General features: G+C 68.9%; 14 protein-coding genes. 10 read left to right on the top strand and 4 right to left on the bottom strand.

The features are described from left to right. Positions 1–19 precede the first annotated feature (19 nt). The 3 genes from ftsY (at position 20) to ABT313_RS29285 (ending at position 2,925) form a co-directional block, all read left to right on the top strand. Positions 20–1,240: a signal recognition particle-docking protein FtsY gene (gene ftsY, locus ABT313_RS29295; RefSeq protein ID WP_502884032.1), complete on the top strand. Its 1,221-nt coding sequence runs from the start codon at positions 20–22 to the stop codon at positions 1,238–1,240. A gap of 88 nt (positions 1,241–1,328) precedes the next feature. Then, on the top strand, positions 1,329–1,736 hold the full coding sequence (locus ABT313_RS29290) for a YciI family protein (protein ID WP_350860481.1): 408 nt from the start codon (positions 1,329–1,331) through the stop codon (positions 1,734–1,736). After that, positions 1,714–2,925, top strand: a complete 1,212-nt coding sequence (locus ABT313_RS29285) for an RNA polymerase sigma factor (RefSeq protein WP_350860479.1) — start codon at positions 1,714–1,716, stop codon at positions 2,923–2,925. The genes ABT313_RS29290 and ABT313_RS29285 overlap by 23 nt, the downstream gene beginning before the upstream one ends. 4 nt (positions 2,926–2,929) lie before the next feature. Here the strand turns inward: ABT313_RS29285 and ABT313_RS29280 are convergent, their stop codons facing one another. Next, a complete protein-coding gene (locus tag ABT313_RS29280) occupies positions 2,930–3,889 on the bottom strand; it encodes an asparaginase (protein ID WP_350860477.1) in 960 nt (319 codons plus the stop codon). Between the two features lie 13 nt (positions 3,890–3,902). Next, entirely contained in the window at positions 3,903–4,478 is a 576-nt protein-coding gene (locus ABT313_RS29275) for a helix-turn-helix domain-containing protein (protein ID WP_350860475.1), read from the bottom strand. Positions 4,479–4,553: 75 nt separating this feature from the next. Between ABT313_RS29275 and ABT313_RS29270 the strand changes: the two genes are divergently transcribed. Genes ABT313_RS29270 through ABT313_RS29260 form a run of 3 tightly spaced genes read left to right on the top strand, consistent with a single transcriptional unit; the run spans position 4,554 to position 7,234 of the window. Beyond that, positions 4,554–5,513 (top strand): NAD(P)/FAD-dependent oxidoreductase, encoded by a 960-nt coding sequence (locus tag ABT313_RS29270; protein ID WP_350860473.1) that lies wholly within the window; start codon positions 4,554–4,556, stop codon positions 5,511–5,513. Between the two features lie 30 nt (positions 5,514–5,543). After that, entirely contained in the window at positions 5,544–5,987 is a 444-nt protein-coding gene (locus ABT313_RS29265; protein WP_350860471.1) for a sigma factor-like helix-turn-helix DNA-binding protein, read from the top strand. Next, a complete protein-coding gene (locus ABT313_RS29260) occupies positions 5,984–7,234 on the top strand; it encodes a hypothetical protein (RefSeq protein ID WP_350860469.1) in 1,251 nt (416 codons plus the stop codon). The genes ABT313_RS29265 and ABT313_RS29260 overlap by 4 nt, the downstream gene beginning before the upstream one ends. Here ABT313_RS29260 and ABT313_RS29255 read toward each other — a convergent pair. Then, positions 7,163–7,726 (bottom strand): TetR/AcrR family transcriptional regulator, encoded by a 564-nt coding sequence (locus tag ABT313_RS29255; protein ID WP_350860467.1) that lies wholly within the window; start codon positions 7,724–7,726, stop codon positions 7,163–7,165. The genes ABT313_RS29260 and ABT313_RS29255 overlap by 72 nt on opposite strands. 378 nt (positions 7,727–8,104) lie before the next feature. Between ABT313_RS29255 and ABT313_RS29250 the strand changes: the two genes are divergently transcribed. The 4 genes from ABT313_RS29250 to ABT313_RS29235 are packed head-to-tail and all read left to right on the top strand — an operon-like array spanning position 8,105 to position 13,117. Next, positions 8,105–9,460: an ammonium transporter gene (locus ABT313_RS29250; protein WP_502884031.1), complete on the top strand. Its 1,356-nt coding sequence runs from the start codon at positions 8,105–8,107 to the stop codon at positions 9,458–9,460. Further along, on the top strand, positions 9,457–9,795 hold the full coding sequence (locus tag ABT313_RS29245) for a P-II family nitrogen regulator (protein ID WP_344188166.1): 339 nt from the start codon (positions 9,457–9,459) through the stop codon (positions 9,793–9,795). The genes ABT313_RS29250 and ABT313_RS29245 overlap by 4 nt, the downstream gene beginning before the upstream one ends. Next, entirely contained in the window at positions 9,796–12,054 is a 2,259-nt protein-coding gene (locus ABT313_RS29240; RefSeq protein ID WP_350860462.1) for a [protein-PII] uridylyltransferase, read from the top strand. 10 nt (positions 12,055–12,064) lie between these two features. Then, positions 12,065–13,117, top strand: coding sequence for a DUF2332 domain-containing protein (locus ABT313_RS29235; RefSeq protein ID WP_350860460.1), 1,053 nt, complete (start codon positions 12,065–12,067; stop codon positions 13,115–13,117). Here the strand turns inward: ABT313_RS29235 and ABT313_RS29230 are convergent. Continuing rightward, positions 13,110–13,850, bottom strand: a complete 741-nt coding sequence (locus ABT313_RS29230) for an arginase family protein (RefSeq protein WP_350860458.1) — start codon at positions 13,848–13,850, stop codon at positions 13,110–13,112. The two genes, ABT313_RS29235 and ABT313_RS29230, sit on opposite strands and share 8 nt — an antisense overlap. Positions 13,851–13,946: the final 96 nt, after the last annotated feature.

The raw sequence follows: 13,946 nt of genomic DNA, 5'->3' as shown, positions 1-13,946 counted from the left end.
TCTGTCAAGATGGGGAATCGTGTTGACCCCACTGCTTGTCTCGCTCCTGACGCCACTCGTCCTGCCGCTCGTCACGGACCAGGCCCTGATCACGATCGTCGTCGTGATCGCGGTCGTGCTCGTCGTCGGCACGACCGGTCTGGTCGTCGCCCGGCGGCGCCGTTCCGAGCTCCCCGCGGCCACCATGCCGGCCGTGGAGGCACCGGAGCCGAAGGTCGGTGAGGACGCCGAGGAACCCCGGGACACCCCCACCCGGACGCTGGAGGACACCGAGCTGCCGGAGGCGGAGACCGCAGCTCCTGGCACCACGCTCGAGAAGCCGGAGTCCGCACAGGGCCGGCTGGTCCGGCTGCGTGCCCGGCTGGCGCGGTCGCAGGGCTCGCTCGGCAAGGGGCTGCTCGCGCTGCTGTCGCGCGACAAGCTCGACGAGGAGGCGTGGGAGGACATCGAGACCACGCTGATCACCGCTGACGTCGGTGTCGCGCCGACGCAGGAGCTGGTCGAGAAGCTGCGCACCCGGATGCGCGTCGAGGGTGTCGGCGCCGCACAGGCCCGCGAGATCCTCCGCGAGGAGCTGGTCGCCTTGGTCGACCCGTCGATGGACCGGTCGCTCAAGGCGAGCCGTAAGGACGGGCAGCCCGCGGTCATGCTGATGGTCGGGGTGAACGGCACCGGCAAGACCACCACCGTCGGCCGCCTGGCCCGCGTGCTGATCGCCGAGGACAAGCACGTGGTCCTCGGTGCGGCCGACACCTTCCGCGCGGCCGCGGCCGACCAGCTGCAGACCTGGGGTGAGCGCGTCGGCGCGCGCACCGTGCGCGGCCCCGAGGGCGGCGACCCGGCGAGCATCGCGTTCGACGCCGTGAAGGAAGGCATCACGGAAGAGGCGGACGTCGTACTGGTCGACACGGCCGGCCGGTTGCACACCAAGACCGGTCTGATGGACGAGCTCGGCAAGGTCAAGCGCGTCATCGAGAAGACGGCCGAGGTGGACGAAGTACTGCTGGTCATCGACGCCACCACCGGTCAGAACGGCCTCACCCAGGCCCGGGTGTTCGCAGAGGTCATCGACGTCACCGGGCTGGTCCTGACCAAGCTGGACGGTACGGCGAAGGGCGGCATCGTGATCGCGGTCCAGCGGGAGCTCGGCGTACCGGTCAAGCTGGTCGGCCTGGGCGAGGGACCCGACGACCTGGCGCCGTTCGACGCCGAGCAGTTCGTCGACGCCCTGCTGGAATGACGCCGCTCGAATGACGCCGCTGGAATGATGTAGAGCTGCAGAGGCCGGCTTCGTCTCCGGGTGAAGGCCCGAACGAGAAGGAGATGACATGACCAAGTTCATGCTGCTGATGACCAACGACGGCGGTAACACCGACATCCCGATGCTGGAGTGGGACGAGGCCGACCGGAACGCCCACATGAAGCACCTGGGCGACTCGATCGAGCGGTTGCGGCAGAGCGGCGAGCTGGTCGAGGTCAACGCACTGACCTGGCCCAAGCACGCGAAGGTGGTCCGCGCGACCGGTGTGAGCGCGCCGGTGCTGACCGACGGCCCGTACGCCGAGGCCAAGGAGGTCCTGGCCGGCTACACGATGGTGGACGTCGAGTCCGAGGAGCGGGCGCTGGAGATCGCTGCCGAGCAGTCTGCCGCCCCCGGTCCCGGCGGCGTACCTCTCGAGCAGCCGATCGAGGTGCGCCGCGTGATGGACGGCGATGCCGATCTGTACGACTTCTGACGCGGGCGACGGCCTGGAGGACCTGCTGCGTGAGCTGACGCCGCAGGTCCTCGGCGCGGTCGTGCGCTGGTCCGGTGACTTCGCCGCGGCGGAGGACGCGGTCCAGGAGGCGCTGCTGGCCGCCACGACCACCTGGCCGCGCGACGGCCGCCCGGACAAGCCGAAGGCCTGGCTGATCCAGACGGCCTCGCGGCGGCTGATCGACGAAGTACGGCAGGAGCAGGCGCGCCGGCGGCGCGAGGAACGCGCCGCACTGCGCGACGTACCGGTCGGGGAGACGGAGGAGCACGACGACACGCTCCGGCTGTTGTTCCTGTGCTGCCATCCCGCGCTGACCCCGGCCTCGGCGATCGCGCTTACCCTGCGGGCGGTCGGCGGTCTGACCACAGCGGAGATCGCGACGGCGTACCTGGTGCCTGAGGCAACCATGGCGCAGCGGATCAGCAGGGCGAAGCAGAAGTTGAAAGGCGCCAGCTTCGAACTCGACGCCGACCCGGACCGGCTGCGCAACGTGCTGCATGTCCTGTATCTGATGTTCAACGAGGGCTACACGAGCACCAGCGGTCCGGAGCTGCACCGCAGCGACCTCTCGACAGAGGCGATCCGGCTGACGCGCGCAGTACGCCGCCAACTGTCCGACGACGGTCAGGTCGCCGGACTGCTCGCTCTGATGCTGCTGACCGACGCCCGCCGCGCAGCGCGGACCGGCAAGAGCGGAGAGCTCATCCCGCTGGCAGAGCAGGACCGATCGCTGTGGGACCACGACCACATCGCCGAAGGCGTGGCGCTGGCGGTCGAAGCCTTCAACACGCCGCCACTCGGCGAGTATCAGATCCAGGCCGCCATCGCAGCATTGCACGACGAGGTGGACCGCGCCGAGGACACCGACTGGCCGCAGATCCTCGCGCTGTACGGACTGCTGGAGGACCTGTCCGGCAACCCGATGGTGAAACTCAACCGGGCGATCGCGGCCGCCATGGTGGACGGCCCCGACGCCGGTCTGAAACTCCTCGAACCACTCGACGACGAACTGGCCGGGCACTACCGCCTGGACGCCACCCGCGGACACCTCTACGAGATGCGCGGTGACCGCGAGACCGCCGCCGAACACTTCCGCGCCGCGGCCCGCGGTACGACGAGCCTCCCCGAACGCGACTACCTGACGGCCAAGGCCGCCTCGCTCAGCTAGACGTCTAGACGTACTGGGCGAACGCCCCGGCGACGTCGTCATCTGTTGCCAAGAGCAACCGAAGCAGGATGCGCGCCTTGTACGGGTCGAGGAATCCGCCGTCGATCAGGCCGCGCTGCAACAGGTCGGTCTCCGAGCCGGGGGAGTGGTACGTGTTGCGGACCACCGAGCCGGCGCCGGTGCGTGAGGTCAGGACGACCGGCATCCGGGCGGCCAGGTCGCCCAGCACCGGTGCGAGTGCGGCCGGCACATGGCCCACGCCGTACCCGGCGACGACCAGGCCCTGATGGGTGTCGGCCAGTCCCTGCAGGAGCAGGCCGTCGTCGTCCATGGTGACCGTGTAGAGCGCCACCTTGAGGTTGTCGAGCTCGGCGGGCTCAGCGCTGCCCTGTACGCCGTCCAGCCGCAGCGGCCGGGTGAGGACGCTGACGCGGTCCTCCACGACATGGCCGATCGGCCCGGTGTTCGGAGACACGAAGGTCGCCGTACTCGTGCTGTGTGTCTTGCGCACCCAGCGCGCGGCGTGGATCTCGTCCTTGAAGACGACCAGAGCGCCCAGATCGCGGGCAGCAGGGGAGCAGGCGACGCGCAGCGCGGCCAGGAGGTTGGCGGGACCGTCAGGACCGGCCAGTGTCGGGTTGCGCATCGCACCGGTGAAGACGAGCGGTTGCGGGTGCGGCCAGACCAGATCCGCGAGGAACGCACTCTCCTCGAGCGTGTCGGTGCCCTGCGTGACCACGGCGCCGGCAGCACCTGCAGCTACGGCCTTCGAGGCGGCGTCGACGACCTCGAGGATCTTGGCGGCAGTCAGGTTGGCACTGGGGATCTTCTCGATGTCCTGGATCTCCACCGGGTGTCCCAGCTCGGACAGCCCGGGCATCGCCGCGGTGAGGTCGTCACCGGTCAGGCGCTGGTTGCCGGCCATCGAGATCGTTCCACCCAAGGTGAACAACGCGACACTCACTACGAGTCTCCTGTCATGTGGTGCGGGCTCTGACGTGCATCCGCTCCCCTTGCGGGCCGTAAAGACATAGCACCTCTGTCGGTCCAGGGCCGGGATTGGCGAACCAGTGCGGCACCCGGCAGTCGAACTCGGCCACCTCACCCTCCTTCAGGATGAAGTCCTTGTCGCCGAGCTTCAGCCGGACCCGGCCGGACAGCACGTACAGCCAGTCGTAGCCCTCGTGCGTCTTCTGCACCGCGTCGTTGCCCGGATACCCCTCCGGGAGGATCTGCTTGAACGCCTGCAGCCCACCCGGGCGCCGGCTCAGCGGGATGTGCACCGTGCCGTGACGGTTGATCGGCTTCGCGTAGATCCGCGGGTCGCCGGTCGGCGGCGCGTCCACCAGCTCGTCCAGCTGCACCTGATGTGCGCGAGCCAGCGGCAGCAGCAGCTCCAGCGTCGGCCGGCGCTGGCCGGACTCCAGCCGGGACAGCGTGCTGACCGAGATGCCGGTGACCTCGGACAGCTGGGCCAGCGTGGTCCCGCGCTCGATCCGCAGCGACCGCAGTCGCGGTCCGACCGACTCCAGGACGTCCTCGTCGTTTGCCATATCAGCAACAGTACTTGTCGAAAATGAAAACCACGACGCATCCTCGAATCACAGTCGAGACGAGGAGCCCGGAACATGACGAAGTACGACGTGATCGTGATCGGCGGCGGCGCCGCCGGCCTGAGTGGAGCGCTGGCGCTGGTCCGGTCCCGCCGCTCGGTGCTGGTGATCGACGACGGTACGCCGCGCAACGCGCCCGCGGACGGCGTGCACAACTTCTTGACCCGCGACGGCACGCCGCCGGGTGAGATCTACGCGCTTGGCCGCCAGGAGGTCGTGGGGTACGGCGGCGAGATCGCCGAAGGCACTGTGACGACCGCACGGAAGGACGGCGACGGTTTCGTGGTCGAGCTGGCCGACGGTACGACGTACCGGAGCCGGCGGCTGCTGGTGACGACCGGGCTGACCGACGTACTGCCCGACGTACCCGGACTGCCAGAGCGGTGGGGGAAGGACGTGATCCACTGCCCGTACTGCCACGGCTGGGAGGTGCGGGACCAGGCGATCGGCGTACTGGCGACCAGTCCGATGGCGCTGCACCAGGTGCAGCTGTTCCGGCAGCTGAGTGACGACGTGACGCTGTTCCTCCACACTGCGCCGGAGCCGACCGAGGAGCAGTGGGAGGAGCTGGCTGCGCGCGGGATCTCCGTAGTACAAGGCAAGGTCGAGCAGCTCGAGGTGTCCGATGACCGGATCACCGGAGTGCGGCTGGAGGGCGGCAAGGTCATTCCACGACAGGCGCTGGCGATCCAGACCACCGTGCGCGCCCGGGCGGGCTTCCTGGCCGATCTGGGCCTGGAGCCAACCATGGTCGAGAACAACGGGGTAGAGGTCGGTACGGCGATCCAGGTCGACGGCATGGGAGCGACAGAGGTCCCCGGCGTCTTCGCGGCCGGCAACGTCACCAATCCGATGGCACAGGTGATGCCATCCGCCGGAGCCGGCCTGATGGCGGGTGCCGGGCTCAACTACGACCTGATCGTCGAAGAGACGGCTTCGGCGCGAAAGAAAACAGGCTCTGGCCGCAGGGAGTAGTTGAGGAGTTGAATAGAGGCGGGAGGGTGGATGCGCGACACGGTCGACCCGGATTTCGCCTCGTTCGTCGACGCACGACAAGGCAGATGGCTCCGGACGGCGTACCTGGTGTACGGCGACCTCGAACGAGCCGAGCGGGCGCTGTTGCGCGCGTTCACGCAACTGTCGATGCAGTGGACCAGGGTGGACGATCCGGATGCGTTCGTGCAGCGGGTGCTGTACCTGCCGGTGCTGAAGCCGTGGAACCGCACGCCGGCGTTCCCGGACGAGGACGACCAGGTGAAGGCCGCACTGGGCGAGCTGACACCCGCACAGCGCACCGTGTTCGTCCTGCTGCACGTGGAGGAGCTCACCGAGTTCGAGGTCGCTGATCTGCTCGGGATGTCGCACACAGCTGTCCACGCACACGGTCTGACGGCCTTCGGGCGGTTCCGTGCGGCGCTGGGTGCGGGGGACTGGCGTGATGCCAAATGAGGCGTGAAGACGTTCCACCGCTGCTGGTCCGGGCCGCCGACCAACTGTCCGAGCCGGACCTGGCCGACGCGGCCTGGGCAGCCGGCCTGAAGGTACGACGGCGTCGGCGCCGGATCACTCTGGCCGGTGTGATCCTGGTGTTCGTCGTGCTGCTGATCGTCTCGATCACGATCGAGGTGGGTTCGCGCGGCAACGCGGACATCACCCCGCCGAACAGGCTGCAGCACACGCCGCGCGACTACCTCGCGCCGGCCGGTCAGATCGCTGGGATCGACTTCTGGGTGGCGCCGCCGCCCGGGAGCGAACGGTTCCTCGACCGGCTCGAGACTCCACTCGGCGACCGCCTGGAGTTGCCGCGCAAGGTGCATCCGCTGGCCAAGCACAAGCTCGACAGTGTCGCCGCCGTGGTGCTGGTGAAGAACGGCGACGGCTACGAGCCGCTCCTGCTCGGCCGTGACGGGTCCTGGTCGGAGGCCGCGGTCCAGTTGGCTCCCGTCGACGAGGGTTCACCGTTGAGTCCGGGAGCGGTGTCACCTGACGGCAAGGTCGTCGCCTTTGCACAGCCCGGGAAACTCGTGGTCGTCGATGCCTCGACGGCGGAGATCTCGCAGTACGACCTGCCCGCTGGGGACTTCCGCAGCGTGTCATGGCTCGAGGACGACCAGCGCATCCTCGTCAGCGGACCGGGTGTCGCGTACCGGGTGCTGGTCGGGGAGGGCGGCGACGGTGAGCCGCCGCTGGTCCGGATCGAGGGCTCGAACGACCCGGAGGCGATCACCGCGCCGTTCCGGATCGAGACCGGCCATCTGATGCGCTACCTCGTCACCGGTCAGTGGATGGAGGAAAACCCGCTCACACTGCCGGTCCGGTCGTGGGTCGGTCAGACGTTCTCGTCCGGTAGCGGTGTCGCCCGGCTGTTCGTGGCGGAGAAGCTGCCGCAGGTCCCCACGATGCGGTCGCAACCACAGGGCGTGGCGGCTGTTTCGACCTTGAGCATGCGTCCCAGCCGGTTGCTGATCCTGGGCGAACCCTTCGCCGGCTCGGCACAGACACCGGTCGGCGCCGGGGATCCCTCCTATGTGCGGGAGCCCGGCTGCTGCGAGGTCCTGGGCTGGTACGACCAGCAGAACGTACTGGTGCAGGTCCGAGGCTGGGTCTTGGCCTGGGACCTGGACTCAGGTCAGGTCCGGAGGGTCACCGAACTCGCGGTGGGCCAGCTGGCGCTCGGCCCCGGCTTGCGGCCATGAGCCGCTCCACCCGTCCAGGATGGCCCGCAGGGTGACGTCGGCCAGGCGCTCGGCGTCCTCCGGCGGCGGCATCGGTCGTCCGGTCAATGCCCGGACCACGAACACACCAGCCATCCACTCCACCATCACTACCGGATCCGCGGTACTGCGGACCGGTTCTCCCCGGGCTCTGGCCCGGTCCAGCGCGGCCTCGGTCAGCTCGATCCGCCGGTCCAGGACGTCCCGGTAGATCTGCGCGGACCGTGGGTCGCGGTTCGCCTCGGCAACTGCGAGGCGGATCAAGGCAAGTCCCCTTTCACTGTTGGCGAAAACCAGTGCGGTCCGGTAGACCTCCAGCAGGTCGCCGGCGATCGAGCCGGTGTCCGCATCCGGTATCTCCATGTTGAACAGGTCGGCCATCGCGTCGTTGGCGAGCAACTCCTTGCTGGCCCACCGACGGTAGATCGTCGCCTTGCCGACCCCCGCGGCCTCGGCAACGTCGTCCACCGTCATTCCGTCGAATCCCCGCTCCAGTAGCAGTTGGACGGCGAATCGGCGGATCCTCGGCTCCGCCTCCGGGTCCCGTGGTCTGCCGCGGCGCGGCCTCACCCCGTACGTCTGCTCCATTTCTTCGTCCCCAGCTCGGACGGGTGCAGTGGCGCGGCTGCGGGCCCGTGTGGTCCAGGCCAGAGTGCCACACCTGAACGATTCAGGGGTGATGTCACCTCGATGTCACGTGGGAGACCGCTTTGTCACATGCCTGAAACAAATGGACCGATCGGCTGAAACGGCGCGCCGACACCGTTTGCGGTGTGGCTGGGCGCGGGCTCCCCGGTGTTGTGGAGTTCACCCGACTGAGGACGTCGGCCACCCCCTGTATCGATGGAAGGGATGACGTTGATGGAGATCAACGCCGGCGATACCGCCTGGGTCTTGGCCAGTGCCGCCCTGGTGATGCTGATGACACCGGGCCTGGCTTTCTTCTACGGCGGCATGGTGCGCATGAAGAGCGTGCTGAACATGATGATGATGAGTTTCATCACCATCGCCGTCGTCACCATCCTCTGGGTGGTGGTCGGCTACTCGCTGACGTTCGCCGGTGACACCGGACACGTGATCGGCAACTTCTCGGAGGTCGGCCTGAAGGGCCTGCTCGCACCGGAGGCGGTGAGCGGGACGACGCCCACGCTCGCTTTCGTCGCCTTCCAGTTGATGTTCGCGATCATCACGCCGGCGCTGATCTCCGGCGCCATCGCGGACCGGGCCACGTTCCGCGGCTGGATCGCGTTCGTCGTCGGCTGGACGCTGCTGGTGTACTTCCCGGTCGCGCACTCGGTCTGGTTCCTGGACGACGGCAACGGCGGCTGGATCGGCGACAAGCTGAAGGCGGTCGACTTCGCCGGCGGCACGGCGGTCCACCTGAACGCCGGCGCCGCCGCGCTCGCACTGGCGATCGTGCTCGGCAAGCGCGTCGGCTGGAAGAAGGACCCGATGCGGCCGCACAGCCTGCCGTTGGTCCTGCTCGGCGCCGGTCTGCTGTGGTTCGGCTGGTTCGGGTTCAACGCGGGCTCCGCGCTGAGCGCCGGCACCACCGCCGCCGTCACCTTCGTGAACACCCAGGCCGCCACCGCCGCGGCCGTGATCGGCTGGCTGATCGTCGAACGGATCGTGCACGGCAAGGCCACCACGCTCGGCCTGGCGTCCGGTGCGGTCGCCGGTCTGGTCGCGATCACCCCGTCCTGTGGCGCGGTGTCGCCGATCGGCGCACTGATCCTCGGCCTCGCAGCCGGCGCGATCTGCTGCTTCGCGGTGTCGCTGAAGTACAAGCTGGGCTTCGACGACTCGCTCGACGTTGTCGGCGTGCACTTCGTCGGCGGTCTGTTCGGCTCGCTGGCGATCGGCCTGCTCGGTACTGCGGCGGCTCCGTCGGCCGTGGACGGGCTGTTCTACGGCGGCGGCGTTACCCAGCTCGGGCGCCAGGCGCTGGCCAACGTGGTCGTCGGTCTGTACTCCTTCACCGTCGCCTACATCCTGGGCAAGGTCATCGACAAGACGATCGGCTTCCGGCTCAAGGAGGACGACGAGGTCACCGGTGTCGACCAGGTCGAGCACGCGGAGACGGCGTACGACTACCTCGGCTCGTCCGGTCTGCGCGGCGCGCTGTCGGCCCGCCCGGTCCCGGCCGGGACCGAGAATGGGACCACTGAGGCTGCTGAGCCGTCGGAGAAGGAAGGTGTCAAGGCATGAAGCTGGTCACCGCGGTGGTCAAGCCGCACAAGCTGGAGGACGTCCGGGCCGCGCTGGAGACGTTCGGCGTCACCGGTATGACGGTGACCGAGGCGAGCGGCTACGGCCGGCAGAAGGGCCACACCGAGGTCTACCGCGGCGCCGAGTACGAGGTGGACCTGGTGCCCAAGGTCCGGCTCGAGGTGGTCGTCGAGGACGGTGACAGCGCCGACGTGGTCGACGTGATCGTCAAGGCGGCGCAGACCGGCAAGATCGGTGATGGCAAGGTATGGGTCACGCCGGTCGAGACGATCGTCCGGGTTCGCACCGGTGAACTGGACGGAGACGCTCTCTAGATGGTGGACCGAGCAGAGCAGCGGCGCGTCCGTGCCGAGGAGGCCGACGCGCTGCTGTACCTGCTCCTCTCCAAGGCCTGTGACGCCCTCGGTGTACCTACCGAGGGCGTCGCGCTGGTCGCGGTCGGCGGCTATGGCCGGGAGGAGCTGTCGCCGTACAGCGATCTCGACGTGATGCTCGTGCACGTCGAGGGGTACCCACGGGTGGACGAGCTCGCCGCACAGATCTGGTATCCGCTGTGGGACTCGCGGACCAAGCTGGACCACAGTGTCCGCACACTCGCCGAAGCACGCGAAGCGGCCGCGGCGGACGACCGGGTGGCACTCGGTCTGCTGGACGCGCGCCACGTAGCCGGCGACTCGCATCTGACGCTGCAGCTGCGGTCCGTGCTGATGGCGGACTGGCGTCGTACGGCGCGGACCCGGCTGCCCGGACTGGCGCAGGCGTGCCGCGACCGCGCGTCCACGGTCGGGGAGCTCGCGCATCTCGCAGAGCCCGACCTCAAGGAGGCGTACGGCGGTCTGCGGGATGCCGTCGTACTGCGTGCACTGGTGGCGTCCTGGCTGGTCGACGTACCGCATCCGGTGGTGGAGCGGGCGCGGCGTGATCTGCTTGAGGTCCGCGACGTACTGCATGAGATCGCCGGGCGGGCGACTGACCGGCTGGTGGCTGACCTGGCGGGTGAGGTGGCCGCTGGGCTGGGTCTGTCCGGGCGGGACGAGCTACTGCGCCACGTGTACGCGACCGGCCGGACGCTCGCGCACGTGTGCGACGTGTCCTGGCGACGGGTCGAGAGCTTGATGACCAAGCCGCCGCGTTCCCGGCGCCGCCAGCGGACCGGTGGGCCGCTGCTGCTTGCCCTGGACGAAGGAGTTGGCCAGCACGAGGGCGAGGTCGTGCTGATGCCGGATGCGCGACCGGAGCGGGACGCTGTGCTCGGTCTGCGTGCTGCTGCGGTCGCTGCGGATCGTCAACTCGTTCTGTCTCCCGCTGTCTGTGCTCGGTTGGCCGCGTCGGCTGCTGACCTGCCGGAGCCGTGGCCGGGGGAGGCGCGGCGGTTGCTGTGTGCTCTGCTCGGTGCGGGCAGCGGACTGCTTGAAGTGTGGGAGGCGCTGGACCAGGCCGGGTACGTCTCGCGCATCCTGCCCGAGTGGGACTCGGTGCGATTCCGGCCGCCGCAGTCCGCGGTCCACAGGTTCACTGTCGACAGGCATCTGCTGGAGACGTGCGTAGAGGCGTCGGCGATGGTCCGCGACGTACGACGGCCTGACCTGTTGCTGATCGCGGCGTTGATTCATGACTTGGGCAAGGCGCTCGACGGCGACCACAGCGTCACCGGTGCGGCCATTGCGGCTCGATTGGCTCGCCGCATCGGCTTCAGCGAGGCGGACTCGGACACCATCGCGTTGCTGGTCCGCCAGCACCTGATGCTCGCCCAGGTCGCCACCAGGCGGGACCTGGACGACCCCATGACTGTGGACATGGTGGCCGGCATCGTTCGCAGTACTGAGACCTTGGATCTGCTGGAAGCACTGACGTACGCCGACGCGCGGGCCGCCGGTCCGGCGGCCTCGTCACCGTGGCGGATGCGGCTGGTGGGTGAGCTGTGTCGCCGGGTGCGTGGTGAGCTGTCCGGTGGCGGCGAGGGCATGTGGACCGAGGCCCCGCCCGTTCCGGTGCCAGTGCTGCACCAGGTGGTCGGTGTGGGGCGGCTCGGGCTCACTGTGTCCGACCACCATGGCGACCTGCGGATCAACGTCGCCGTACCCGATCAGGTGGGCACGCTGTCGACCGTGGCCGCCGTACTCGCGGTAGAGCGGCTGGCAGTGCGGTCTGCCGTCATCACGTCGGTCGAAGGCCTTGGTATCTCGCAGTGGACCGTTGCAGGGTCGGCTCCTGATCCGGTCCGGCTGCGGGACCGGCTGGCAGTTGCGCTGCGGGACTCCAGCGACGTCGTACGCCGGTTGGCCGCGCGGGACTCGTCTACTGCACGTGTTGCCAGCAGAGTGGACCTGCTACCGGAAGCGTCCGAGACCGCGACTGTGCTGCAAGTGCGAGCACACGACCGTCCAGGACTGCTGTACGACGTCACTGCGGCGATCGCGGCGACTGGTGCGGACATCCGCTCTGCGCACGTCAGCACGCTAGGTGCGGAGTGCGTCGACGTCTTCTACCTCACCGACCGTCACGGCGCACCACTCGAGCCGGAGGACGCGCGAACGACGGCGAAGTCCGTGCTCGATCGGTTGACGTTCTAGTCTCAGCGCTGTGCATGTCGTAGAGGCTTTACAGCGCCAAGCCGTCGCCTGCGAGGACCTCGGGTCCCCGATGTACGCCGAGCTGCTCGGGCTGCTCGTCGACGACTACGAGGTCGGTGGTGTGTCTGTCGAAGTGCTGGAGGGGTACGAGGACCGGTCGTTCGGTGAGGCGATCGGTCTGCGGTTGCTGGGCGCCGTACACGGTCTGGTGCTGTCCGGGACAGTGCCCGAGCTCGCGGAGTTCTACCCGAGCGTGGGCGGCGCGTGGGACCCGGTCCTCGGCTGGGAGGCGTTCGAGCAGGTGCTGCAGTCGCGTCAGGGGGAGGTGCGGTCGCTGCTGACCCAGCCACCACAGACGAACGAGGTCAACCGATCTGTCGCCTTGTACGGCGGTCTCCTGCAATTGGCCCAGACCGTGCCGCTACCGGTGCGGTTGTTCGAGATCGGTGCGTCGGCCGGACTGAACCTGCGCGCCGACCACTTCCGCTACGTCGGTGACCGGGTGTCGTACGGGCCCGCGGACAGTCCGGTGGTGTTCGATCCGGCCTGGGTCGGAGACATGCCGGCCGCAGACCTGCGGATCGCGGAACGTGTCGGGTGCGACATCGCGCCGGTGAACCCCCTGACCGAGGAGGGGGCCCGCACGCTGGCGTCGTACGTGTGGCCGGACCAGGCCGAGCGCTTGGCGCGCCTGCACGGGGCGGTTGAGGTGGCGCGGCAGGTGCCGGCCGACGTACACCGGGAGGACGCCGTGTCGTTCCTGCGCGGGCTGGAGCTCTCCGAGGGGCACGTGACGGTGGTGTGGCACTCGATCATGTGGCAGTACCTTCGCAGGCCGGATCGAGCCGCGATCGAAGCCCGGCTGGAAGAACTCGGTGCCCAGGCGACGGAGTCTGCACCACTGGCGCATCTGAGCCTCGAGCCCCACGCTTCGATCAGTCATAGCCGTGGCGCCGAGGGCTGGGAGTACCGCGTCGACCTCCAGACCTGGCCCGGCAGCAGCCGGCGCACGCTCGGTGCAGTAGGGCCGCACGGCCAGGCGCTCGTCTGGAACCTCAGCTGAGCGCTGCAACGAGGGTGTCGGTGAGCTCGGTCGCGTAGCCGCCGTCCGGGTCGAGGTCCGGGTCGAAGATCCCGACGTCGATCCCGACACACTTCGGCGAGGCGAGCAGCGGTCGCAGGAGTGCTCGCAGTTGAGCGTGGTCGATCCCGCCGGGATCCGGGCTGTCGACCGCGGGCATGATCTCCGCGTCGAGGATGTCCACGTCCAGATGCACCCAGAACCCGTCCAGCTCGTCCCGCTCGAGATGCTCCAGCGTCCCGGCCGCCGCGGCGTCCACGTCCCCGGCGATCGTCAACGCCGGCCACACCGGGATCCCGGCCTTCACCGCGTCGGCGGCGTACTCGTCGTTCTCGCGGATCCCGAGCAGCACCGCGTCGGTGTCCCGCGTGTACGGCCCCAGCCCTTCCAAGTCGGTCAGATCGGCCTGGCCGCGCCCCGTGACCAACGCGAGTGCCTCGCCGCCCGCAGCACCGACGTACGGCGCGTTGTCGACAGTCCGGAAGTCGGAGTGCCCGTCCAGGTACACCACGCCGTACCGCCCCAGCCGCTTCAACCCCAACGCCGGCCCGAGCAGATTGCTGCACTCACCACCCAGCACCACGACGAACTTCCCCTGCTCGACGAACCCCGCAACCCGATCCGCCAACTTCACCGTGTACGCCGCCATCGCCCGAGCGTTGAACACCCCGTCACCCGGCTTCCAGGAACCCCGGTCGTACCGAGGCGGCGTCACAGACCCACCATCCTCCGCGCCGATCCGCCCCACGAACCCGCGATCCCGCAACGCCCCCGCCAGCTTGTAACACCCCGGCACAGCCCCCTCCACCGG

The organism is Kribbella sp. NPDC000426 (assembly GCF_040300265.1).
GTDB lineage: Bacteria > Actinomycetota > Actinomycetes > Propionibacteriales > Kribbellaceae > Kribbella.
This window is presented reverse-complemented; position numbering and strand designations above follow the sequence as displayed.

What these genes read in the sequence shown, in the direction of transcription:
- ABT313_RS29290 (WP_350860481.1), top strand. Translation starts at nt 1,329, where the DNA reads ATGACCAAGTTCATGCTGCTGATGACCAACGACGGCGGTAACACCGAC.
- ABT313_RS29285 (WP_350860479.1), top strand. Translation starts at nt 1,714, where the DNA reads ATGCCGATCTGTACGACTTCTGACGCGGGCGACGGCCTGGAGGACCTG.
- ABT313_RS29275 (WP_350860475.1), bottom strand. Translation starts at nt 4,478, where the DNA reads ATGGCAAACGACGAGGACGTCCTGGAGTCGGTCGGACCGCGACTGCGG.
- ABT313_RS29270 (WP_350860473.1), top strand. Translation starts at nt 4,554, where the DNA reads ATGACGAAGTACGACGTGATCGTGATCGGCGGCGGCGCCGCCGGCCTG.
- ABT313_RS29265 (WP_350860471.1), top strand. Translation starts at nt 5,544, where the DNA reads ATGCGCGACACGGTCGACCCGGATTTCGCCTCGTTCGTCGACGCACGA.
- ABT313_RS29260 (WP_350860469.1), top strand. Translation starts at nt 5,984, where the DNA reads ATGAGGCGTGAAGACGTTCCACCGCTGCTGGTCCGGGCCGCCGACCAA.
- ABT313_RS29255 (WP_350860467.1), bottom strand. Translation starts at nt 7,726, where the DNA reads ATGACGGTGGACGACGTTGCCGAGGCCGCGGGGGTCGGCAAGGCGACG.
- ABT313_RS29250 (WP_502884031.1), top strand. Translation starts at nt 8,105, where the DNA reads ATGACGTTGATGGAGATCAACGCCGGCGATACCGCCTGGGTCTTGGCC.
- ABT313_RS29245 (WP_344188166.1), top strand. Translation starts at nt 9,457, where the DNA reads ATGAAGCTGGTCACCGCGGTGGTCAAGCCGCACAAGCTGGAGGACGTC.
- ABT313_RS29240 (WP_350860462.1), top strand. Translation starts at nt 9,796, where the DNA reads ATGGTGGACCGAGCAGAGCAGCGGCGCGTCCGTGCCGAGGAGGCCGAC.